Source organism: Hymenobacter defluvii (assembly GCF_017589435.1).
Lineage (GTDB): Bacteria > Bacteroidota > Bacteroidia > Cytophagales > Hymenobacteraceae > Hymenobacter > Hymenobacter profundi.
Map to the genome: position 1 here is coordinate 388,800 of NZ_JAGETX010000001.1, position 21,871 is coordinate 410,670.

16 protein-coding genes and 3 tRNA genes are annotated in these 21,871 nt (G+C 59.0%); 5 read left to right on the plus strand and 14 right to left on the minus strand.

Features of this window, described 5'->3' with window-relative positions:
• Positions 1 to 39: 39 nt before the first annotated feature.
• The 13 genes from J4D97_RS01525 to J4D97_RS01585 all read right to left on the minus strand — a co-directional run bounded on the left by J4D97_RS01525 (position 40) and on the right by J4D97_RS01585 (position 17,709).
• Positions 40 to 1,323 (minus strand): hypothetical protein, encoded by a 1,284-nt coding sequence (locus J4D97_RS01525; protein WP_208306073.1) that lies wholly within the window; start codon positions 1,321 to 1,323, stop codon positions 40 to 42.
• 109 nt (positions 1,324 to 1,432) lie between these two features.
• Positions 1,433 to 3,217 (minus strand): HAMP domain-containing sensor histidine kinase, encoded by a 1,785-nt coding sequence (locus J4D97_RS01530; RefSeq protein ID WP_208306074.1) that lies wholly within the window; start codon positions 3,215 to 3,217, stop codon positions 1,433 to 1,435.
• 58 nt (positions 3,218 to 3,275) lie between these two features.
• A complete protein-coding gene (locus J4D97_RS01535) occupies positions 3,276 to 4,445 on the minus strand; it encodes a universal stress protein (protein WP_208306075.1) in 1,170 nt (389 codons plus the stop codon).
• A 10-nt stretch (positions 4,446 to 4,455) separates the two neighbouring features.
• Complete coding sequence (locus tag J4D97_RS01540) at positions 4,456 to 6,426, minus strand: KUP/HAK/KT family potassium transporter (protein ID WP_208306076.1); 1,971 nt, start codon at positions 6,424 to 6,426, stop codon at positions 4,456 to 4,458.
• 25 nt (positions 6,427 to 6,451) lie between these two features.
• Positions 6,452 to 7,543 carry a porin gene (locus J4D97_RS01545; protein ID WP_208306077.1) on the minus strand — a complete coding sequence of 364 codons (1,092 nt, stop codon included), beginning with the start codon at positions 7,541 to 7,543 and terminating at the stop codon, positions 6,452 to 6,454.
• A 136-nt stretch (positions 7,544 to 7,679) separates the two neighbouring features.
• On the minus strand, positions 7,680 to 8,246 hold the full coding sequence (gene kdpC / locus J4D97_RS01550; protein ID WP_208306078.1) for a potassium-transporting ATPase subunit KdpC: 567 nt from the start codon (positions 8,244 to 8,246) through the stop codon (positions 7,680 to 7,682).
• Between the two features lie 111 nt (positions 8,247 to 8,357).
• Positions 8,358 to 10,391, minus strand: a complete 2,034-nt coding sequence (gene kdpB / locus J4D97_RS01555) for a potassium-transporting ATPase subunit KdpB (protein ID WP_208306079.1) — start codon at positions 10,389 to 10,391, stop codon at positions 8,358 to 8,360.
• A gap of 124 nt (positions 10,392 to 10,515) precedes the next feature.
• The gene (gene kdpA, locus J4D97_RS01560; RefSeq protein ID WP_208306080.1) at positions 10,516 to 12,219 is read right to left on the minus strand and encodes a potassium-transporting ATPase subunit KdpA; all 1,704 of its coding nucleotides are present in this window, start codon (positions 12,217 to 12,219) and stop codon (positions 10,516 to 10,518) included.
• A gap of 82 nt (positions 12,220 to 12,301) precedes the next feature.
• Positions 12,302 to 12,412, minus strand: a complete 111-nt coding sequence (locus J4D97_RS01565; protein ID WP_195809197.1) for a potassium-transporting ATPase subunit F — start codon at positions 12,410 to 12,412, stop codon at positions 12,302 to 12,304.
• A 490-nt stretch (positions 12,413 to 12,902) separates the two neighbouring features.
• The gene (locus tag J4D97_RS01570; RefSeq protein ID WP_208306081.1) at positions 12,903 to 14,258 is read right to left on the minus strand and encodes a sigma-54-dependent transcriptional regulator; all 1,356 of its coding nucleotides are present in this window, start codon (positions 14,256 to 14,258) and stop codon (positions 12,903 to 12,905) included.
• Positions 14,259 to 14,430: 172 nt separating this feature from the next.
• Positions 14,431 to 15,615 carry an acetyl-CoA C-acyltransferase gene (locus J4D97_RS01575; RefSeq protein ID WP_208306082.1) on the minus strand — a complete coding sequence of 395 codons (1,185 nt, stop codon included), beginning with the start codon at positions 15,613 to 15,615 and terminating at the stop codon, positions 14,431 to 14,433.
• 133 nt (positions 15,616 to 15,748) lie between these two features.
• Positions 15,749 to 16,741 (minus strand): tetratricopeptide repeat protein, encoded by a 993-nt coding sequence (locus tag J4D97_RS01580; RefSeq protein WP_208306083.1) that lies wholly within the window; start codon positions 16,739 to 16,741, stop codon positions 15,749 to 15,751.
• Positions 16,738 to 17,709, minus strand: a complete 972-nt coding sequence (locus J4D97_RS01585) for a VWA domain-containing protein (RefSeq protein ID WP_208306084.1) — start codon at positions 17,707 to 17,709, stop codon at positions 16,738 to 16,740. Before J4D97_RS01585 ends, J4D97_RS01580 begins: the two co-directional genes overlap by 4 nt.
• A 196-nt stretch (positions 17,710 to 17,905) precedes the next feature.
• Between J4D97_RS01585 and J4D97_RS01590 the strand changes: the two genes are divergently transcribed.
• The 3 genes from J4D97_RS01590 to J4D97_RS01600 all read left to right on the plus strand — a co-directional run bounded on the left by J4D97_RS01590 (position 17,906) and on the right by J4D97_RS01600 (position 18,295).
• Positions 17,906 to 17,993 (plus strand) — tRNA-Ser (locus J4D97_RS01590).
• A 102-nt stretch (positions 17,994 to 18,095) separates the two neighbouring features.
• Positions 18,096 to 18,169 (plus strand) — tRNA-Pro (locus J4D97_RS01595).
• A gap of 52 nt (positions 18,170 to 18,221) precedes the next feature.
• Positions 18,222 to 18,295, plus strand: a tRNA-Arg gene (locus tag J4D97_RS01600).
• A gap of 72 nt (positions 18,296 to 18,367) precedes the next feature.
• Here the strand turns inward: J4D97_RS01600 and J4D97_RS01605 are convergent.
• Positions 18,368 to 19,438, minus strand: coding sequence for a 3-oxoacyl-ACP synthase III family protein (locus tag J4D97_RS01605; RefSeq protein WP_208306085.1), 1,071 nt, complete (start codon positions 19,436 to 19,438; stop codon positions 18,368 to 18,370).
• A gap of 301 nt (positions 19,439 to 19,739) precedes the next feature.
• Between J4D97_RS01605 and J4D97_RS01610 the strand changes: the two genes are divergently transcribed.
• Complete coding sequence (locus tag J4D97_RS01610) at positions 19,740 to 21,056, plus strand: family 1 glycosylhydrolase (RefSeq protein WP_208306086.1); 1,317 nt, start codon at positions 19,740 to 19,742, stop codon at positions 21,054 to 21,056.
• Positions 21,057 to 21,108: 52 nt separating this feature from the next.
• Complete coding sequence (locus J4D97_RS01615) at positions 21,109 to 21,846, plus strand: SDR family NAD(P)-dependent oxidoreductase (RefSeq protein ID WP_208306087.1); 738 nt, start codon at positions 21,109 to 21,111, stop codon at positions 21,844 to 21,846.
• Positions 21,847 to 21,871: the final 25 nt, after the last annotated feature.

The window sequence follows — 21,871 nt, forward strand, 5'->3', positions numbered from 1 at the left end:
GAGTGCGTGGCGTGGACTGCGCAAGGCCAGAGGGTAGGACTACCGCAGCTGCTCGACTACAAATTTGGTGGGCATACCATAATAGTACATGCCTGAGGCTGGTATGGTGCTACTGATGCAGAGCAGGCCGTTGCTGCCATCCTGGAATAAACGGTAGGGGTAAGCCTTCGTCTTGATGGAGCGCGTTTGTACGTAATCGCTGGCGGTGTACACCTCCACGCTTTTGGTGATAGTGCCGGCGTAGATATACCGCTCGGTGGCATCAACAAAGAAGCTGGTGTAGGTCAGATTGCCCTTCGGCAAGCTGGCTTCGTAGCCCTGGGAAATGGAGTAGATAGCGCCGTACGCAGACGATAAGTACTTGCGTCTCAAGGGAAAAAGCTCGAGGACGTTGGCATCCAGCGGGTGGTTGCTGTAATAGCCCTGAAATTGGTTGAGCAACACGCCTTGCGGGGAAAAATTGTAGTACTGGCCGCTACTATTGCCTATGCCCAGTAATTCCGTGTCGGTGTTGGGAATACGCTTAAGGCGCAAGGTGCCGCTGGTATAGTCGGTGGACTGCGATACCAGGGTTTTGGAGGCCCGGCTGTATACTTGGACAGGACGATACGGCCAAGACGAGTTGTTGGCCGCTACAAATAGCAGGTCATGATTGGCTACCACGCACGTAGCCGGCGAGCCGACGTTAAACTGATCAATCTTGTCTAGCGTCTCTGCATTATAGATAAAAATCCAGCCATCGTTGCGCGGCACATACAGCTCCGGCGTGCCGTTGTAGGTAGCAAAATCACAGTACCCGATAGTGGCATCGGTTTTAATGGATTTGGTTACTTGACTTTTGGCAAGATCATATTGTGATATTTTGCCGTCATTCTCGAAGAAATACAATACTCTTCGCTGACTGTCAAACTGAACATCAAATGGAACGGCGTTGATAATTTTAATCTCCGGGCGCTTGTGCGTAACGATGTTGCTGGTAACCATCTGTCCGGAAGTCAATACGCCCACCACCTGGTATTCGAGGGTAGGTACATACGGCACGGCGTCATCCGTAAATTTGGTCGCCAGTGAGGAGCCGGAAGGAGCATAAAAACGATTTAAAATACTTTCTGGTCCATTTGTTTCCTCACGTCGCACTACTCGGTACTCCTTTAGGGTAGCATCTTCCAATTTGGACCAAGTCAGTTTAATAGAGTCGCCAGCCAACACTAAATCCTGCAATACAATTTTGTCGGAGTAGCTTTTTGGCTCATCCGCATCATCTTCTTTTTGACAAGCAAAAAGCGTTAATAAAAGTAAGAAAAACGGTAATAATCTGGGCATTGGTAAAAGAGGTGAAATGAAAATAATTATAAAACAAAGTTATTGAAAACAGGGTAAACAAATAAAATAAGTCTATGCTATTTCTACGTGCCGCTTGCGCGTGCGCGGGCTACCCAGTCACCACCGGCAACGTGAAGCAGAATCGGCTGCCGCTGCCCAATTCGCTCTCCACCCACAGCCGCCCGCCCTGGGTAGTAATAAACTCGCGGGCGATGCTTAGACCCAGGCCCGAGCCGCCCCGGTAGCCCGCCTTGTCCGGAATTTGGGCAAAGCGCTGGAAGATGCGCTCGTGGTGCTCGGCGGCAATGCCGGGGCCGTGGTCTACCACCTGCACCTGTACAAAGCCACCGGCAGCGGCGGCAGTTACGGTCAGCACCTCTCCGCTGGGCGAGTAGCGAATGGCATTAGCAAGCAGGTTGATGAGTACCCAAGTGGTCTTTTCCACATCGGCGCGCACAGCGGGGAGGGTAGGCGGCAGTTCCAACTCTAGCCGGAGCTTTTTGTCAGTGAGCTGGGGACGCACGGTGTCGGTGGCATAAGCAACGATTTCGGCCAGGCCGGTAGGACGTATATCCAGCTGAATGCCGGCCCCGGCATCAAGGCGCGACACGGCTAGCAACTCGGCCACCATACGTTGCAGCCGCTGGGTTTCCTGGCGGATGTGGGTGGTTACGCGCTGGCGCTCGTCGGCGGGTAGGCGCTCATCCTGAAGCAGGCGGGCGTTCAGGTTGATGCTCGATAGGGGCGTTTTCAACTCGTGCGACACCGTAGCTAAGAAATCAGACTTCACCTGATCCAGCTTTTTGAAATCCGATACGTTGCGCAGGGTCAGCATTTGGCCTACCAACTCGGTTTTGTCGGTGGCCTCATTATAAGAAACGAGGTCTTGCGCGGCCAGCTGATAAAACGCTTCCTCGCCGCGCTGGGCAATGTGCAGCAGAGGAGCTGCCGCCACGGCCGCAGCCTGGTTGGGCGCATCCAGAGGTAGGAGGAGCGTGTGCAGCAAATCGTTTTCGAGGCGCACCTGGGTTGCCGATTGGCCCACGAGCCGGGTGGCGGGTAGGGCCAGCAACTCGCACATCACGGGGTTGGCCAGCAGAATGCGCCGATTTTCATCGAGCAGCAGCAAGCCCTCGTCTAGGGTGTCCACAATGCTGGCGGCGCGGTTGCGCTCCGTAATCAGCTCGGCGGTGGTGGAGGTGCGGTACTCGCGCAGTTGGGCCAGCATCTGGTTGAAGGCCCGCGCTACCTGCCCAAACTCGTCGCGACTTTCCTGCGGAATGGTGGCCGAAAAGTTGCGCTCGGTGGCGTGGCCCAGCGCGGCCGTGAGCTTGCGCAGAGGCTGCACGGCTATTTCGGGCACGCTACCTGCCAGTGCCAGGGCCAGCAGGGTAGCCAGGGTAATAAACACCAGAAGATTCCGATTGGCCTGGTCGGTGCGCTGGTTGGCGGCTTCCGTTTTGCGGGTAAGCGCCTCCGTGTTCAGGGAAATGACGTGGTAGGTAAGCGCCCGTAGCTCCACCAAGGGAGATGCGGCAACTGATTGCAATTGAACATTTTGCGCAGCCTGTTGGGCTAGCACTAACTGCTGCGTGCCGCGCACCAGCGCATCGGCTAGCTGCTGCTCGCCGGGCTCGGTGATGTTGTGGGCTTCCTGCTGCACCAGCTTCATCAGCTGGGCAGTACCGGTGGTGTCTTGGATGGGCTGCCCAGCCAGCTGGTCGAGGCTGCGGAGCATGCGGTGGCCCAGCTCCAGAGAGTATACGTTGGCCGTGAGGGCATCGCGGGAGCTACGGTCGAGCTGACGCAGCGAGTACCACGCGTAGCCCCCGATGCTGAGCACCAGCAGCAGCATCGCCAAAAAGCCCAGGTTGATTTTCGTTTTAAGATTCATGATGATGCTGTTCGGGAAGTCGGTTCGGTCTTGCGGTGCACGACGCTCAACGCTGTGTTTAATACGTTACCAGATACACGTCGAGGGTAGGGGTGGTGAGGGCCACGGCGCGGAGTAAGTCGTGCGTCACGCTGCGCCGACTGAGCTGGTCCCAAAAGCCTTTTTCGCCGGTGATGCCACAGATCAGTAGGGTAGCATTTTTTTCCTGCGCCACCCGCCGGATGGCTTCCACCACGTCGTTGTCCTTCACCCGCAAAATCTGGGCGCCCAACTCGGTGGCCAGCTGTAGGTTTTTCAGCAAGTGCCGCTGGGTAGCCAGCCCAATGCGGTCGGCGGTTTCGCGGGCGGTTTGCACGTAGAGCACGTACCACACGGCCGCGCCCAATTGATCGGCCAGGCGCGAGGTTTTGCGGATGATTTCGCGGGCCGCGCGCTCATTGGAGTTGATGCAGGCCAGCAGCCGGTCGTCGGTGCGGCGGGGGGCGGCCACGGCGGGCGCGCCGCCGGCATCGGAAGCCACCTGCTGGCCCAGTAGCTGCGCTACCTCGCGCACGGCCAGGCGCCGGAGCTGCAACAGGTTTTCGGCCTGAAAAAAGCCGTTGAGGGCAGTGGGTATTTTGGCGGCGTGGTAGATGCGGCCTTCCTCCAGGCGGGTGCGCAGTTCACCCACGGTCAGGTCCACGTTCACCACCTCGTCGGCCTGCCTCAGGAGGCGGTCGGGAATGCGCTCGGTCACGTCGGTGCCAGTGATGCGCAGCACCTGGTCGTGCAGGCTTTCCAGGTGCTGCACGTTCACGGCCGTAATCACCGAAATACCCTGCTGCACCAAGTATTCCACGTCCTGCCAGCGTTTTTCGTGGCGTGAGCCGGGCACGTTGGTGTGGGCCAGCTCGTCTACCACCACCACCTGCGGGCGGCGCTGCACAATGGCCTCCAGGTCCATTTCTTCCAGCGCCTTGCCTTTGTAGAACAGCTGCTTGCGCGGCAGCAGGGGCACGTTGCGCAGCTGGGCCACGGTGCCGGCGCGCTGGTGCGTTTCGATGTAGCCCAGCAGCACATCCACGCCGTGCTGGTGCAGGTCGTGGGCTTCTTGCAGCATGCGGTAGGTTTTGCCTACCCCAGCGGCCAAGCCCAGGTACACCTTCAGGGTGCCGCGGCGCTTGGCTTGCACAAGGTGCAGAAACCGCTCGGCAGACGTATCGCGCAGGGCTTGCTCGGTGCTGGTCATCGGGGAAAGATTAGTCGCGGGTGAGGTGTAGCTCGGGGCGCGGCGGCATGTGCAGCGGCACGTTTTCCACGGTGTACGTGCTGTTGTCGAGGCCGAAGCTTTCAGTTTCGGAAGCGCCCAGCCGCTTTAGCCACCCATGCAGGCGCAGGGCCATGCGCTGCCAACCGCGCAGCAGGTACTGGTAGGGTAGGGTTTTGTTGAGGATGATGAACTGAAAGTCGCCGGTTACGTCTTGCCCCCGCAGCGACGCAAAGCGCGACGTTATGTCGACCTCGCGGCGCTGTACCAGCTCGGTTACCACCTGGCGGAACATGTAGTTCAGCGCGTGGTCGACGCGAAAGCCCAGGTAAAAGTCGATGCGAACCAGCTCATTTGGCAGCACGTGCGTGATGTGGTAACGGCGGGTGTAGGGCTCGTCGGTGGTCGTTACGTGCACCAGGTAGTACACATCGGCCCGCTTGGGGCGCTTCTTGAAGATGCTGTGAATCACCCCGTTCTCTACCAAGACAGGGTTTTCCGATTTAGTGAGGTATACCAAATGGGTAGCGTATTTGGGCACCGAAGGGTCGTTGCTGAGCTGGCGGAGCAGGGGTACCCACTCCGCCAGACCCGTAAACTCGGTCAGCTCGTTGCGAATCCGTTGGCCGGCTATCCAACTCAGCATCACCAGCAGCAACACCACGGCCAGCAACACGCTCAGCCAGCCGCCGTGGGCAAACTTGGCCAGGTTGGCTATCAAAAACGAACCTTCAATAAGGAGATACGTGCCAATCAGCGCCACAATCCAGCCAACGGCCGTGCGGCGCAGGCGCAGGTAATAGGCCAGCAACACGGTGGTCATGAGCATGGTGACGGTAACGGCCAGCCCAAACGCGGCCTCCATCCGGCCCGACTCGCGGAAGTAGAGCACCACGCCCACGCAGCCGGCGCAGAGCAGCCAGTTCAGGCTGGGCACGTAGGCCTGGCCGCGCAGCTCGGTAGGGTACTGCACCCGTACCTTGGGCCAGAAGTGTAGCCGTAGCGCCTCTATCACCAGCGTAAACGACCCCGAAATTAGGGCCTGCGACGCAATGATGGTAGCCAACGTGCACAGCCCAATGGCGGGTAGCAGGGCCCACTGCGGCAGCAGCAGAAAGAACAGATTCTGTTCGCCCAGCGGTGGCCCTAGGTGCCGCAACAACCACGCGCCCTGCCCCAGGTAGTTGAGAATCAGGCACGTTTTAACGAAAGTCCAGGAGCCGTAGATGTTGCGCCTGCCCACATGGCCCATGTCAGCGTACAGCGCCTCGGCCCCGGTGCTGCACAGGAAGATGGAGCCCAGCAACCAGAACGCGCCAGGCACCTGCGTTATCATCGCCAGGGCGTAGTGCGGACTGAAGACGCGCAAAATGCTGGGCTCCTGTACCAGATGCACCACGCCCAGCACGGCCAGCATCGAGAAAAACAGCGCCATCACCGGCCCGAATAGCTTGCCAATGATTTGGGTGCCAAATTGTTGAAACGCAAACAAGGCCACCAGAATTGCCACCACAATAGGCACCGTGTTCAGGTCGGGTTTCAGGATGCGCAGTCCTTCTATGGCCGATGCCACGGAAATAGGCGGCGTAATGATGCCGTCGGCCAGCAGGGCCGCCGCCCCCACAATGGCCGGCAGGTAGAGCCGCCGCACAGGCAACTGCCGCAGCCGGGCGTACAGCGCCAGAATGCCGCCTTCGCCGTGGTTGTCGGCCCGCAGCGCAATGAGCACATACTTCACCGTGGTGAGCAGCGTGAGCGTCCAGATGACGCAGGAGATGGTGCCCAGTACTACAGCCTCCGTCACGGGCTGATTCACGAATACGCCCCGCACGGTATACAGCGGCGACGTGCCGATGTCGCCGTACACAATGCCCAGCGCCACGAGCAAGCCCGCCGCCGTCACGCGCTCGTGCACGGAGGTAGCAGCAGGAGGGGAGACGACGGGCGAAACAGCAGTGCTCATGAGAAGGTAGCGAATTGCCTACCGCTTAAAATGACAGCGCTACGCTGGTGGTCACGTTGCCGTAGTTGCGGCTGAAACCGTCGTCGTGCTGAAAAATGGCGTTACGGGCGCGCAGATAGCGGCCCTCCACCCGCACGGCTACGTTGGGGGTAGGCAGGTAGTCGAGGTTGAGAGAGCCGCCGCTGGTGCGGAAGTCGGCGTCGATGCGGGCGGGAGTGATGTTGTTGATGAACACGCCGCGCTCGGCATAGTAATACTCGCCGCGCAGGGTGGTCGAGAACTGGTCGCTGAGCTGGTACTTCACGAAGGCCGCGCCCGTGTGCCAGGTGTCGTAACCGCGGCGGCCCTGGCTCTGCTGCTTGCCCACATCAAACACGCCCGCTAGGCTCAAGCGGCTGGTGGCGGCGTAGGTGAGGTAGAAATCGTGGAAGTAGCGGCGGCGAATTACGGAGTCCTGGGGCTGCTCGTTACCGTAGAACGTGCTGCTGTTGAGGAGCAGCTTGTCCGTGATTTTCCACTGAATCTGGGTGCCCAGGGCCTTGGCCTGGTTGGTTTCGCGGATGTTCTGCCAGCCATTGAGTACCAGCCCGGTCAGCGTAAGCTCCGGCGCTGCCTCGTACGTAAAGCGCGCCCCCGACTCGTAGTAGGGCGAGTTTTCGGCCATCAGCGAGCGGGTCAGCGTCCAGTTATCCTTACTCAACGCCGATTCAAACCCGATGTGCGAGCCGAAAATGCCCACATCGAGCCAGGCTTTGGCAAACGGCCGGAAGCCTGCGTACGCCTCGAATACGTGCTTGAGCACCTGGTCTTCGGCGGCATAGTTGGCACTCACATAGGTGCCCGCGTGCAGCCCCACGGCCCCGCGTACCTGGTCGTTGTTGTAGCGCACGCCCACCAGCGCTTGGTTGATGGTAAACTCGTTCTGGCGGTCGTGGGAATAGAGGAACGCGGGTCGGTCGTTGGTGGCGGCGTGGTTGAAATCGTAGCCGTAGTAGCCATCTACGAAACCGTAGTAGGAGAGGGGGGCAGGTGTAGGGGTAGCCTGGGTAGTGTCCGTCTGAGCCAGGGCGGCGGGGCTAATGAGGGCCGCTGCCGCTAAAAATGCGAGGTATTTCATGAAGTGATTTTGCGCAAAGTAAAGCGCGTAAGGGGTACCTCACATTTGATGCAGTGGTTAGCTGTTCGCTTTTCGTTGAACAAGAGCTAGAAGCTAACCGCTACATCAAATGTGCGGTCGGTATATGAACTTTAAACTACCGATTAGCCAATGAGTCGAGGGCCAGGTTCAGCTCCAGCACGTTCACCGTGGCCGGGCCGAAAAATACCACCAGCGGCTCGTGAATATGGGCTGCTACCAGCGCCCGCACGCGGGCTTCGGGTAGGTTGCGCAGGCGGGCAATGCGCCCTACCTGAGCATACGCTCCGGCCGGCGACAGGTGCGGGTCGAGGCCGGAGCCGCTGGCCGTCACTAGCTCGGCGGGTACTGAGCCTTGCTGGGTAGGGTTCTGGCGCAGAAACTCGCTTACGCGGGTGCGTACCGTGGCTAGGTACTCGGGGTTGCTGGGGCCTTTGTTGGAGCCGCCCGAGCCGTCGGCGTGGTAGTCTACGGCCGAGGGGCGCGAGTTGAAGTACTCAGGACGATCAAACTTCTGACCTACGTTGGCGAAGCCCACCACGCGGCCCTTATGCGACACCTGTACACCCTGCCCGTGGCCGGGAGCGGCTTGAGCTACGGCCCATACCACGGCCGGGTAGAGTACGCAGCATACAATAAGGAGTACCAGCGTGAGACGGAAAGCAGGAAGCAAATGCGTTTTCATGGATATGGATGTTTATAGAAGCTGTCATGCTAAGCGGAATTGAAGTATCTCTACCGCGTCGTTTGCGCCGATTAGGCTATTAGCATGACGTTCTTGTTTATCTTAATTCAGCTACACAAAAAGGCCGACCAACAGGTCAATCAGCTTGATGCCGACGAAGGGGACCACCACGCCGCCTACCCCGTACACCAGCAGGTTGCGGCGCAGCAGCGCCGCCGCGCCCAGGGGTTTGTAGGCCACGCCTTGCAGGGCCAACGGCACCAGGGCCGGAATGATGAGGGCGTTGAAAATCACGGCCGACAGAATGGCCGACTGCGGGGAGTGCAGCCCCATCACGTTGAGCGCGCCCAGGGCCGGAATGGCTGTCATGAACAAGGCCGGCACAATGGCGAAGTACTTGGCCACATCGTTGGCGATGCTGAAGGTGGTGAGCGTGCCGCGCGTCATTAGCAGCTGCTTGCCAATCTCCACTACCTCAATGAGTTTGGTAGGGTCGTTGTCGAGGTCGACCATGTTGCCGGCTTCCTTGGCGGCTTGGGTGCCGCTGTTCATGGCTACCCCCACGTCGGCCTGGGCCAGGGCGGGGGCGTCGTTGGTGCCGTCGCCCATCATGGCCACCAGCCTGCCCTGCTGCTGCTCGGCGCGGATGTACTGCATCTTGTCCTCGGGCTTGGCCTCGGCAATGAAGTCATCGACACCGGCTTTCTCCGCAATGAACTTGGCCGTGAGGGGGTTGTCGCCGGTTACCATCACCGTTTTGATACCCATGGCCCGCAGGCGCGCAAACCGCTCCTGAATGCCGGGCTTGATGATGTCCTGCAACTCCACCACGCCCAGCACCTGGTCGTTTTGGCTGACGACCAGCGGCGTACCCCCGTTGGCGGATACGGCCTGCACCCGTTCGGCTACTTCCGCGGGGTAGGGGTGGCCGGCTTTTTCGGTGAGCTGACGGATGGCGTCGGCGGCGCCCTTACGGATGCGCGTGCCGTCGGGGAGAGTCACGCCGCTGCTGCGGGTTTCGGCCGTGAAGCGGATTAGCTCGGCGCCTTCCAGCCTGCCTTGCAGCTGCTCGGGGCTGATCTGCTGCTCGCGGGCCAGGGCCACAATGCTCTTGCCCTCGGGCGTTTCGTCGGTGAGCGACGAGACGGTGGCGCCCTCCACAAACTGCCGGGCGTCTACCCCCGGCGCGGGCCAGAAGTGGGTAGCCTTGCGGTTGCCGATGGTGATGGTGCCGGTTTTATCGAGCAGCAGCACGTCGATGTCGCCGGCCGTTTCTACGGCTTTACCGCTCTTGGTGATGACGTTGGCGCGCAGGGCGCGGTCCATGCCCGCAATACCAATGGCCGAGAGCAGCCCGCCAATGGTGGTCGGAATCAGGCATACAAACAGCGCAATGAAAGCCGAAATGGCGATGGGCGTCTGGGCGTAATCGGCAAATGGACTCAGCGTGACGCACACAATGATGAACACCAGCGTGAAACCTGCCAGCAAGATGGTGAGGGCAATTTCATTGGGCGTTTTCTGCCGCGAAGCGCCTTCCACCAAGGCAATCATCTTGTCGAGAAACGACTCGCCGGGCGCCGTGGTCACCAGCACCACAATGCGGTCCGACAGCACCGTGGTGCCGCCCGTCACGCTGGATTTGTCGCCACCGGCCTCCCGTATCACCGGTGCCGACTCACCCGTAATGGCCGATTCATCAATGGTAGCCAGACCTTCGATAATCTCCCCGTCAGTAGGGATAATCTCACCGGCTTCCACCACGAAAACCTGGCCTTTCTGGAGCTGGGCCGAGCTGATTTGCTGGGTCGTGCCGTTGTCGAGGCGCAGGCGAGCGGGCGTGTCCTGGCGGGTTTTGCGCAGGGAGTTGGCCTGGGCCTTGCCCCGCGCCTCAGCAATGGCCTCGGCGAAATTGGCGAACAGCAACGTGAGCAGCAGCACCACAAATACCGTGAAGTTGTAGCCGAAGCTGCCCTGGCTCGCATCGGGTCGAAACAGCAGGCCGAGCGTGACAACGAGCATCACCACCGTGCCCAGCTCCACGGTAAACATCACCGGGTTGCGGAACATCGTGCGCGGGTCGAGCTTCACGAAGGCCTGTTTGGTAGCCTCTGCTACCAGCGCAGGTTGAAAGAGAGAAGACATATTATTAAGCTGTTAGCTGATAGCTGTTGGCTATTAGCTTTTAATAGAAAAAACAGAAGCTAGTGACAGTTGAGAATTGGGTAGCTTGTCGCTAGAAGGAAAGCTGACAGCTAACAGCCAGCAGCTAATAGCCAATTGAAACGTGCTCGGCCAGTGGCCCCAGCGCCAGGGCCGGGAAGAAGGCCAGGGCGGCGATAATCCAGATGACGAAGAAGACCATCAGGCCGAACGTGGCCGTGTCGAGGCGGAGCGTGCCGGCCGATTCGGGCGTGTACTTCTTGGCGGCCAGCAGGCCGGCAATGGCTACCGGACCGATGATGGGTAGGTAGCGCGCCAGCAGCAGCACCACGCCGGTGGAGATGTTCCACCAGGGCGTGTTGTCGCCCAGCCCCTCGAAACCCGAGCCGTTGTTGGCAGCCGATGACGTGAATTCGTAGAGCATTTCCGAAAAGCCGTGGTAACCGGGGTTAGCCAGCCAGCCGGCGTAATCTGCGGGGCTACGGGCATAGAGGTAGGCCGTGAGGGCCGTGCCGGCCAGAATCAGCAACGGGTGCAGCAGGGCGATGATAACAGCAATTTTCATCTCGCGGGCTTCCACCTTCTTGCCCAATAACTCAGGCGTGCGCCCCACCAGCAGCCCCGAGATAAACACGGCCACGATGATGAACACGAAGAAGTTCAGGAAGCCTACCCCTACCCCTCCATAGAAGGAGTTGGTCATCATGCCCAGCAGCGTGTTCATGCCGGAGAGCGGCATCAGCGAGTCGTGCATGGCATTCACGGAGCCGTTGCTGGTGACGGTGGTGCTGATGGCCCACAGCGCCGAGGCCGGCGCACCCAGGCGCATCTCCTTGCCTTCCAGCGCGCCCTGGCTTGCATCAACGCCCATGGCGGTGAGGGCGGGGTTGCCGTGCATTTCCAGGTAGAGGGTAGGGAGTTGGAGTAGCAGGTAACCCGCTGTCATCACCCCAAACACCATCCAACCCAGGCGCGGGCGGCGCAGGTAATACCCCAGGGCCAAGGCCATGGCCATCGGAATCAGCAGGATGCCCATGTTTTCCAGGGCGTTGGTAAGGTAGGTAGGGTTTTCGAGGGGGTGGGCCGAGTTGACGCCGAAAAAACCGCCGCCATTCGTACCCAACTGCTTGATGCCGATGAGGGCAGCGGCCGGCCCGCGGCTCACCGCCGTGGTGTCGCCCTGCACCGTTACGAGGGACATTTTACCCTCCCACGTCATGGGCGTGCCCTGGAATACCAGCACCAGCGCCAGCGCCAACGACAGGGGCAGCAGCACCCGCGTGATGCTTTTCACGAAGTAGTTGTAGAAATTGCCGAGCTTTTCCGTGGTGCCTTCGCGCAGGGCGTTGAACACCACCACGCACGCCGCCATGCCCGTGCCGGCCGTCACGAATTGCAGAAACATCAGGCAGAACACCTGCGAGAAGTACGTCACGCCCGATTCGCCGGAGTAGTGCTGCAAGTTGCAGTTCACCAAAAACGATATGGCCGTGTTAAAGGCCTGGTCGGCGGGCATGGAGGGGTTGTGGTCGGGGTTGAGGGGTAGGCTGCCCTGGGTGGTCAACACCAGCATCGCCCAGAAAAACCACAGCAGATTAATGGTGAGCAGGGCCAGCAAATGCTGCTGCCAGCGCATTTCGCGGGTAGCATCGATGCCGGCCAGGCGAAACAGCAAGCGCTCCAGCGGCGCCAGAAAGTCCGACCAGCTTGTATCGCCGCGGTAGATGGTGGCCAGGTAGCGCCCCAGCGGCACCGCCAGCAGCATCGTGGCACCCATTATCAGGAGGATGCCGAGAAGTTCAATAGTCATTGTAGTGGGTAGTTGTCAAGTGGTAGTTGTCGGGGTGAGACCTGGCGTGGATGACGCGCAGCTCACAGCCGGCAACTCGCAGCTAGAATTTTTCTGGCTTCAGCAGCACGTAGCTGAGGTAGGCGAAGGTGGCCAGAGAAAGCAGGAGCAGGGCAAGCATCATGGTAGGGTAGCGATAGAAGTCAGAACGCACCTTCAGATGCGCTCGAAAAAGGAAATGGAACGGTAGAACAGCCAGAAGCCGGCGCAACCAGTAGCCATAAGGAGCGGCAGAAGCAGGGGAGTAGGCATATGCTTTTTGCTTGTATTGGTGATGCCAACCAGTGAGCAATTCCTAGCCCTACCACCATAGATTCTTGTGTAGGTGATATATAACTAGCTGATATGCAGTAATAAAAAATAAAATGCGCGGATTCTGCTACCCCATAAAGCAGCACACCGGACTAGCGTTTTGCTAGTCCGGTGTGCGAAATGCTAGTGGCTGAACAGAGTTGATTACCGCTAAATGCGTGCGGCCCCGCCGGGTAAGGCGTGGCCGCGAACAGCTGAACGAAATCTTAGAAGCGCCTGAACGGTGTAGAGACGCAAATATGCGTCTCGTCGTTGACCGATATCGGCCACACGGCGCGGACGACGAGACGCAAGTATGCGTCTCTACATCGTTCGGACGCAAGGCAAATTTCTTACAACCCGTATTCCTGCAACTTACGGTAGAGCGTGGTGTGCGCGATGCCCAGTACCCGCGCCGCCTCGGCCTTGTTGCCGCCCGCTTCCGCCATCACGCGCTGGATGTGCTGCTTTTCGGCGTTGCGCAGGCTGCGCGGGTCGTCGGGGGTAGGGGCGTTGGTGGTGGTGGCCAGCTGAATTTCCAGTGGCAGGTCATCCACGGCAAGAGCATGGTTGGGCGGGGTAAGAATGGAGGCGCGCTCCAGCACGTTCTTCAGCTCGCGCACGTTACCCGGCCAGGGGTAGGCTGCCAGCGCCTGCATGGCTTCAGGGCTGATTTCCAAGGGCTGGCGACGCAGCTTGACCGCAAACTGTCGGGCAAAGTGCGACACCAACGCCGGCACGTCGGCGCGGCGGGCACTCAGGGCTGGCACCTGAATCGTAACCACCGACAGGCGGTAGTACAAATCGGGGCGGAAATGATCGTCGGCGGCTTCCTGGCGCAGGTTGCGGTTGGTGGCAGCCACCAGGCGCACGTTCACGCGGGTAGGCTTGCTGTCGCCGAGCTTGGTAAACTCCTGCGTTTCGAGGGCGCGCAGCAGCTTGGCCTGGGCGCCGGCTTCCAGCTCTCCAATCTCATCCAGAAATAGAGTGCCACCGCTGGCTTCTTCCATCTGGCCTTTCTTGTCAGTCAGCGCCCCCGTGAAAGCACCTTTCTTGTACCCAAACAGCTCCGATTCCAGCAAATCCTTCGGAAAAGCCGAGCAGTTGACAGCCACAAACGGCTTGCCCCGTCGCGGACTACCCTGGTGGATGGCTTGGGCAAACAATTCCTTGCCCGCGCCGGTAGGGCCTTCCAGGAGCACGGTAGCATCTGTGAGGGCCACTTGCTGCGCTACGGTTTTGGCCTGTTCCAAAGCCGGCGCGTGCCCAATCATCGAGTCGAAACTGTACTGCGTGCCTACCTTTTTTTCCAGCGTAGCCACGCGGTGTTGCAGGCGCGCTTTGTCGGCAGCGCGGTCTACCACTACCACCAACTGGTCGTCGGCATCGCCTTTGGTGAGGTAATCAAAGGCGCCTTCCTTCATAGCCCGCACGCCGTCGGCAATAGTGCCGTAGGCGGTCATGAGCACCACCTCGGCCAGGGGCGCGAGCGCCCGGTAGCGGGGCAGTAGGTCGAGGCCCCGGCCGTCGGGCAACTTCACATCCGACAGCACTACCAGCACCTCCTCGGTGTGGGCGCGCAGCTCCTCCAGGCCGCGCTTAGCATCGGGGGCTTGGCGCACGGTGTATCCTTCTAGCTCCAAAGTGCGGGCAATGGCCTGGCGCAGCACGGCTTCGTCGTCGATGAGCAGAATGGTTCCAGTAGGCATAAGTAGGGGCGCGTAGCACGCGCCCATTGTTGCTAAGGTTGGTTTGAAAAAAATAAGACCGTCATGCTGAGCTTGTCGAGGAATCTCGCGTGCTGATGTGAGATACTATCTGTCGTCAGCACGCGAGATTCCTCGACAAGCTCAGCATGACGGTCTGGCGTCAGCTAATCGACTACAACCGCTCAATCACTATGCTACTTGCCCCACCGCCGCCGTTGCAGATGCCGGTTACGCCGATTTTACCGCCTTCCTGGTGCAGCACATTCACCAGCGTCGTCACGATGCGGGCGCCGCTGGCGCCCAGCGGGTGGCCTAAGCTTACAGCGCCGCCGTACACGTTTACCTTGGTGCCTTCCAGGTTCAGCAGCTTATTATTTGCCAGCGAAACTACCGAAAACGCCTCGTTAATCTCGTAGAAATCAACCTCCGACGCATCTACGCCGGCGTGCTTCAGCGCTTTCGGAATAGCTAAAGAAGGCGAGGTAGTAAACCACTCCGGCGCCTGCTCGGCATCGGCGAAACCGCGGATGCGGGCCAGGGGCGTTACGCCCAGCTCCTCGGCCTTTTCGCGGCTCATGAGTAGCACGGCGGCGGCGCCGTCGTTGAGGGTAGAAGCGTTGGCGGCCGTTACGGTGCCGCCGTCTTTCAGGAACGCAGGCTTCAGGCCGGGCAGTTTCGCAAAGTCTACTTTGAGGTATTCCTCATCGTCTTCTACCACCGTGGTCTTGCCTCGGCTGGTGATAGTCACGGGCACAATCTCGTCCTTTTTCTTGCCTTCCTGGGCCGCTTTGGCGCTACGGGTGTACGACTCAATGGCAAACTCATCCTGCTGCTCGCGGGTGAAGCCCATTTCCTTGGCCGTATTCTCTGCCGCGTTGCCCATGGCGTAATCGTGGTAGGGGTCCCAGAGGCCGTCGCGCACCAGGCCGTCAATCATCTGGCCATGACCATACTTCGCTCCAAAACGCGCTTTGTCGAGGTAGTACGGTACGTTGCTCATGCTTTCCATGCCGCCAGCCAGCACCACGTCGGCCTGACCCAGCATAATAGCCTGCGCCCCGAACATGATAGCTTTGGTGCCCGAAGCGCACACTTTGTTCACAGTGGTGCACTCCACCGTGTCGGGGAGGCCGGCGTTGCGGGCCGCCTGGCGGGCGGGCGCCTGACCCAAATTGGCCGAAATCACGTTGCCCATAATCACCTGCTGTACTTGATCAGGCGATACACCGGCTTTATCCAAGGCCCCTTTGAGGGCAATACCGCCCAACTCCGTAGCCGAGAGAGAGGACAGACTACCGCCGAAACTACCAATAGGAGTACGAACAGCGGCTACAATTACTACGTCTTTGATTTGCATAACAAAAGGGTGGGGTGGGATTTAATGTGGTGATTATTGACGTGTTGATTCTTAAATGAGTTGATATGCTAACTAATTAATGTGTCGAAAATTGATTCGTACATCGCCACATCAAGAATCAACCTATCAACAATCACCACGCTGGTTTGTCGGAATCGGGTTTCTTTTCTGCTTTGTGCGGAATCTGCTGCAAATATTGCTGTTCGGCGGCGCCCAACGCGTTTAGGAGCTGTCGTGCTTTGTCGGGGCTGAGGTTCATCTGCTCCAGGCGGGCGCGTTGGGTCTGCAATTGGGATTCGTCGGTGGCCAGGTCGGTGCCGGCTCGCCGGCTAGCGCCCTGACGTGCGGTAGGGCCGGTTTCGTCGTTGCTGAGGCCGCGCACAGTACCCGGTGCGTTGCCCGTGGCTACCTCGCGCCGGGTGCCGCCACCCGGCCGAAAACCGCCCCGCGCCACGGAGCCGGGCGCTGCATCGGGTTGGTTGGCGTTGGGCTGACCCCGCTGGTTGGCGCGGGGCTGGGGTGCATTACGCGGGTCGTCGGGTAGGGTAGGGTCGTTGCGCTGACCTTGCTGTCCGGTGTCGGCCTGGCGTTGCTGCTGCTGTTGCTCCTGAGGTGGGGTAGGCTTTTTGGGAGCCGGGGCAGTAGGCGGCACAGCCGGCGGCGGTATGTTCGGCGACTGCTGCCGACGAGCCAGATAATCGCGGAGCAACTCATAATTATAGCGGGCATCCGCATTGGTAGGAGAGGCAAGCAGCGCTTGGCGCAGCAACCTCACTGCCTGAGCATACTCGCCGCGCTGACTGGCCAACAGCGCCAGCTGCTGCTGCGCCACGCTGCGCACGGTGCGGGTAGGGCTGTCTAGCAGTTGGCCGTAGTAAGCGCGCGCCAGCGCCGACTGGCCGGCCCGCAGGCAAGAATGCGCCAGGTTTAGAATGATGGCATCTTCCGTAGCGCCATACTGCACCACGGCCGCCTGGTAGGCGCGCGCCGCCGCCGCAAAATCCTGCCGGGCGTAGGCTGCTTGCGCCTCCTGCACGGCCACGTTGCGATGATGAATGCGAGTGAGTTGATCTAGCCCACCGGCTCCACTGAGCAACAAAACCAGCAACAGAGCAAAGATTTTCACGGACGAATTATTTTCACAGTCAGCAAGATATCAACCCCCAAAAGCAATAGCGCCAGGGCCAGGGGGTAGCGGTAGCGGTTGTCAGCCACCGACACGGTACGTACCTGCTCGGCCTGGCCTTCCACCCGGTTTAGGGCATTCACGAGCAGCGGAAACTCGTTGCGCTGATCTGTCAACTCAAAATACTGCCCGCCGGTTTGTTCCGCCAAGCGGCGCAGCGTTTTAGGCTCCAGACGCGTAACAGCGTCGCGGCCATTTGCGTCGCGCACGTATCCGCCTTTGCGCGGAATGCGGCTCCCTTCGGGCGTGCCTACCCCCACTGTAAACAGTCGGGCGCCCGAGCGGGTCAGCTGGCGCACCGTGGGCTCCAGGTTTTCCCCGAAATCTTCGCCGTCGCTCACCAGCACCAACGCCGTGGCCCGGGGCGGGCTTCCCGCGGGCTGAGGCGTGGCACTTAGCCGGGCCAGCACCAAGTCCAACGCCGGCGCCAGATCCGTAGTGCCAGCAGGCAGCAAATTCGTCTGGATGGTATTCACAAACAGCTGCAACGCGCTCTGGTCATACGTCAGCGGACACTGCACGTAAGCATCAGCCGCAAATACCACCAACCCAATACGGTCAGCTTGAAACCGGTTGATCAATTCGCTCAGCTCGGCCCGCGCCTTTAGCAGGCGGGTAGGCGACACGTCGGGCGCATCCATGGAGCGCGACACATCGAGTAGCAGCCATACATCTTTGCCGGCCGTGCGTACGGGCTGCTGGGTGAGTCCATAAGCTGGACCTAGCAGCGCCACCAGCAGCAAGCTGAAATAGGTGAGGCGCAGCACCAGCTTCCACGCCAGCCGCCAACCGCGCTGTTGGAGCGGGGCGGCTAGGCGCCACGTACGCACGGCGTAGCCCATGTATAAAAAAAGAAAGACCAGCAGCGCCGTCAGTTCGGGCCAGCCAAGAGGGTAAGCCCAATTCATTGAATTTTGCCCAAGCCGTTGGGTCTCATTTGATAAGGGGTTGCCCTCACGTTACTCATACTGGCAAATATAGCTCTTGCCAGGTAGCACGGCCTTTCCGACAACGCCGCCGCGAGGAAGATATTTTTTGAAAATGCTTGATTTCTCCATTCCAGTCGTATATTTGCGCACCAATCAGACGGAATAGCCGTCTTCTGGAGAGATGGGTGAGTGGCTGAAACCAGTAGTTTGCTAAACTGCCGTAGCTCTAAAGGCTACCGGGGGTTCGAATCCCCCTCTCTCCGCTGTTTGTAGTTAAGAATTATGAATTAATAATTAAAAATCATCTGGTCTACCAGAGTTGATTTTAATTGCTAATTATTAATTCATAATTCTTAATTGTTTTTCGGGGTGTAGCGTAGCCCGGTATCGCGCCTGCTTTGGGAGCAGGAGGCCGCAGGTTCGAATCCTGCCACCCCGACCCGTGCTGAAGCCGGCCGTCCGCCTAGCCGGACGGCCGGCTTTTTGTTTTTGGTCCCGTAGCTCAGCTGGATAGAGCAGCTGCCTTCTAAGCAGCCGGTCATGTGTTCGAATCACATCGGGGCCACGGCAGAACGAAAAAGGCCCTTAGCGCACTGCTAAGGGCCTTTTCTATAAAAAATATGCTATAAAAGTTCTGTTAGAACTGATACACCAGTGCATTAATATTCATGCCGGCTCCCACGGAAGCAAACAATACTACGTCACCCGCGTCGATGCGGTGACCGGGGAGCTGACCTTTTTGAAGCAGATCGAGCAAGGTAGGGACGGTGGCAACCGAGCTATTTCCCAACCAACTGATGGTCATGGGCATCAGCTCCTGGTTGGTGCATTCTTCCCCATAGAGCTTGAAGAGACGCTGCAAAATGGCCACATCCATCTTCTCATTGGCTTGGTGAATGAGCACTTTGCGCACTTGATTAAGATGCACGTTGGCTTTCTGTAGTGCCGTTTGAATAACCAGCGGCACGTGTTGCAACGCAAACTCGTAGAGCCGGCGGCCGTTCATTTTCATATAACGGTCTGGGTCGTTGGCTCTTTCCGGGTTATAGGATTTGCCCATTTGTAAGAGGCTGGCATACTCGTGGGCGTGCGTTTGGGTGTGGTGGGACAGAATGCCAATGCCTTCCTGCTCGGTGGCTTCCAGAATAACTGCCCCGCTACCATCGCTAAACAGCATAGTGTCCCGGTCGTGTGGGTCAACGATGCGGGAAAGGGTTTCAGTGCCGATAACGAGGCAGCGCCGAGCGTCGCCGGAGCGAATGTAGTAGCTGGCTTGCACCAAGGCCTCCAGCCAGCCGGGGCAGCCAAAGGCCATATCATAGGCCACGCAATCGGGGTTGCGGATGGCCAGCCGGGCCTTGATGCGCGAAGCCAGCGACGGCACCATATCCACGCGGTTGCTGCCCGATACTACGTCACCAAAATTGTGTGCAACGATGATATAGTCAAGCGTTTCCGGGTCAATGCCGGAGCTGGTAAGGGCTTCTCGTGCGGATAGAAAGCCCAGGTCCGACGCCGTGTGGTCGGAGTGGGCGTAGCGCCGGGCTTGAATGCCGGTAATGGCGCTGAATTTTTCCAGAATGGTAGCTGGGGCCTGTTGTATTTCGGCGCCTTCGGCCGAAAAAAAACGAGTTGCTAGGAAGTCCTGGTTGTCAACGACCGTGTCCGGGATATAGCTGCCCGTAGCTGCAATGATGGATCGGATCATTGAGATAGGAGGGATGTGATGACCGCCAAGGGTAGGCAGTGTATTGCTTGAAAACCCATAGATACCACTTATTGTTGAGCCCCTAATCGGATTTACTATTATTTCTTGCGAAAACAGGCAGTGTAACGCCTTGCGGCTGAAAATCTGCTATGGTTCTAGAGGCCAAACCACACGGCGGTAGGGACCTGCGTTTGGCAAAACAGCGTGACCAAAACAAAAGCAGTATTTGCTAAGAAAACTGCTGGTAGTGGTACGTATCCGAGAACTGCCTACCCTTTCTCATCACGATTTACGTCCGCCCATGTCCTCCCAATTTCTCTTCGCTACTGGCATCGAAAACAGCAACCCCACTATCCAAAACGGAAAAGAGCGGGTAGATGAGCTGGAAAAATGCGGCCACTACAAGCACTGGCGCACCGATTTTGACCTGGTGCAAGAGCTGGGAATTTCATTTCTGCGCTATGGGCCGCCCATTCATACCACGTTTCTAGGGCCGGGCAAGTACGATTGGTCGTTTGCGGATGAAACGTTTGGAGAGTTGCGGCGGCGCGACATTGTGCCCATCGTAGACCTATGCCACTTCGGTGTGCCCGACTGGGTAGGGAACTTTCAGAATGGCGATTTTCCTGCCCTCTTCGCGCAATATGCGCGGGCGTTTTCCGAGCGTTTTCCGTGGGTACAGCTCTATACGCCGGTCAATGAAATGTATATCTGCGCCGAGTTTTCGGCCCTCTATGGCTGGTGGAACGAGCAACTGGCCAGCGACCAGGCTTTCGTAACGGCCCTCAAATACATTGTGAAAGCCAACGTGCTAGCCATGCAGGCCATCCTAGAGGTGCGCCCAGATGCGCTGTTTATCCAGAGCGAGTCGTCGGAGTATTTCCACGCCGAGAACCCCGCGGCCATCAAGCCCGCTGAGCTGCTGAACGCCAAGCGGTTTCTGTCGCTGGACCTGAACTACGGGCGGCGGGTAGACTCCGAGATGTATGAGTATCTGCTGGATAATGGCATGACGCGCGAGGAATACCACTTCTTCTTGAAGAGCAACCTCAAGCACCATTGCATCATGGGCAACGACTACTACAAGACCAACGAGCATCGCGTGCGTGCCGATGGCAGCACCACCGCGTCGGGCGAGATATTTGGCTACCACGTCATCACCCAACAGTACCACGACCGGTACCGCCTCCCTGTAATGCACACCGAAACCAACCTCTGGCAAGGCCCCAACGGCGACGAGGCCGTGCAGTGGCTCTGGAAGGAGTGGGCCAACGTGCTGCGCGTGCGCAACGACGGCGTGCCCATTGTGGGCTTCACCTGGTACTCGCTCACCGACCAAGTAGACTGGGATACGGCTCTGCGCGAAAATAACGGCCATGTGAACCCCCTGGGCCTCTACGACCTCGACCGCAACATCCGGCCGGTAGGGGAGGCCTACAAGCAGCTCATCCACGATTGGCGCCAAGTACTACCCGCCCAGAGTGTGTGCTTGCAGGTGCCCATCATCCTACCCAGCGAAAGCGACGAGCAGTGGGCGCGCAAAAAGAAAACGCAGGCTAAACAGGCGCAACGCGATAAATCGACCGCGCCGGCCAACACACCTTCCCCGGAGCCGTAGTACTGTCGAGTTTACCCTCCCGATTCTTTTCAGAATACGAACCAAGTAGAGCATGCGATTTGAAAATAAAGTAGCGCTGGTAACCGGCGGTGATAGTGGCATTGGCTTAGCCGTGGCCAAGCGCTTGGCCTCAGAAGGTGCCCGCCTGATGTTGGTAGGCCTCGATAATGATAAACTGAAAGCGGCGGCGCAAACAGTGAAAGACGCCGGCGCCCCCGGCGTGTGGACCAGCGTATGCGACGTAGCTAAGGAAAAGAAGGTGGAAGCCACCGTGGCTAGTACGCTGAAGCATTTCGGACAACTGGATGTTATCATCAACAACGCCGGCCTGATGGACTTTAAGCCCCTAGAAGAACTCACCGGCGACGACTGGATGCGCGTACTAAGCGTAGATTTGCTCGGCACGTTCTACTTCACCAAGCAGGCGTTTTTACACATGCCCAAGGGCGGCACCATTGTCAATGTATCCAGCATTCACGCCATAGAGACCAGCCCGCTGGTAGCGCCCTATGCAGCGGCTAAGGCGGCGGTGCTGTCGCTCACGCGCTCCTCGGCATTGGAAGGACAGCCTAAGAACATCCGGGTGAACTCCGTGCTGCCGGGCGCTATCGACACGCCCATGCTCTGGGACAATCCCAACATCAAAAGTGGGGTAGAAAAGATTGACCCCGCTAACGTGGGCAAGCCTGAAGACGTGGCCGCCGCCATTGCCTACCTCGCCTCCGACGACTCCGCGTTTATACAAGGCGCCCTACTTCGGGTAGACGGCGGCCGCCTGGCCCAGCTGTAAGAGCCAAACGAATGGCCAATTGAAA

Excerpts from the sequence above, each read along its gene's own strand:
- J4D97_RS01525 (WP_208306073.1), bottom strand. The coding sequence starts at position 1,323 with ATGCCCAGATTATTACCGTTTTTCTTACTTTTATTAACGCTTTTTGCT.
- J4D97_RS01530 (WP_208306074.1), bottom strand. The coding sequence starts at position 3,217 with ATGAATCTTAAAACGAAAATCAACCTGGGCTTTTTGGCGATGCTGCTG.
- J4D97_RS01535 (WP_208306075.1), bottom strand. The coding sequence starts at position 4,445 with ATGACCAGCACCGAGCAAGCCCTGCGCGATACGTCTGCCGAGCGGTTT.
- J4D97_RS01540 (WP_208306076.1), bottom strand. The coding sequence starts at position 6,426 with ATGAGCACTGCTGTTTCGCCCGTCGTCTCCCCTCCTGCTGCTACCTCC.
- J4D97_RS01545 (WP_208306077.1), bottom strand. The coding sequence starts at position 7,543 with ATGAAATACCTCGCATTTTTAGCGGCAGCGGCCCTCATTAGCCCCGCC.
- kdpC (WP_208306078.1), bottom strand. The coding sequence starts at position 8,246 with ATGAAAACGCATTTGCTTCCTGCTTTCCGTCTCACGCTGGTACTCCTT.
- kdpB (WP_208306079.1), bottom strand. The coding sequence starts at position 10,391 with ATGTCTTCTCTCTTTCAACCTGCGCTGGTAGCAGAGGCTACCAAACAG.
- kdpA (WP_208306080.1), bottom strand. The coding sequence starts at position 12,219 with ATGACTATTGAACTTCTCGGCATCCTCCTGATAATGGGTGCCACGATG.
- J4D97_RS01570 (WP_208306081.1), bottom strand. The coding sequence starts at position 14,258 with ATGCCTACTGGAACCATTCTGCTCATCGACGACGAAGCCGTGCTGCGC.
- J4D97_RS01575 (WP_208306082.1), bottom strand. The coding sequence starts at position 15,615 with ATGCAAATCAAAGACGTAGTAATTGTAGCCGCTGTTCGTACTCCTATT.
- J4D97_RS01585 (WP_208306084.1), bottom strand. The coding sequence starts at position 17,709 with ATGAATTGGGCTTACCCTCTTGGCTGGCCCGAACTGACGGCGCTGCTG.
- J4D97_RS01605 (WP_208306085.1), bottom strand. The coding sequence starts at position 19,438 with ATGATCCGATCCATCATTGCAGCTACGGGCAGCTATATCCCGGACACG.
- J4D97_RS01610 (WP_208306086.1), top strand. The coding sequence starts at position 19,740 with ATGTCCTCCCAATTTCTCTTCGCTACTGGCATCGAAAACAGCAACCCC.
- J4D97_RS01615 (WP_208306087.1), top strand. The coding sequence starts at position 21,109 with ATGCGATTTGAAAATAAAGTAGCGCTGGTAACCGGCGGTGATAGTGGC.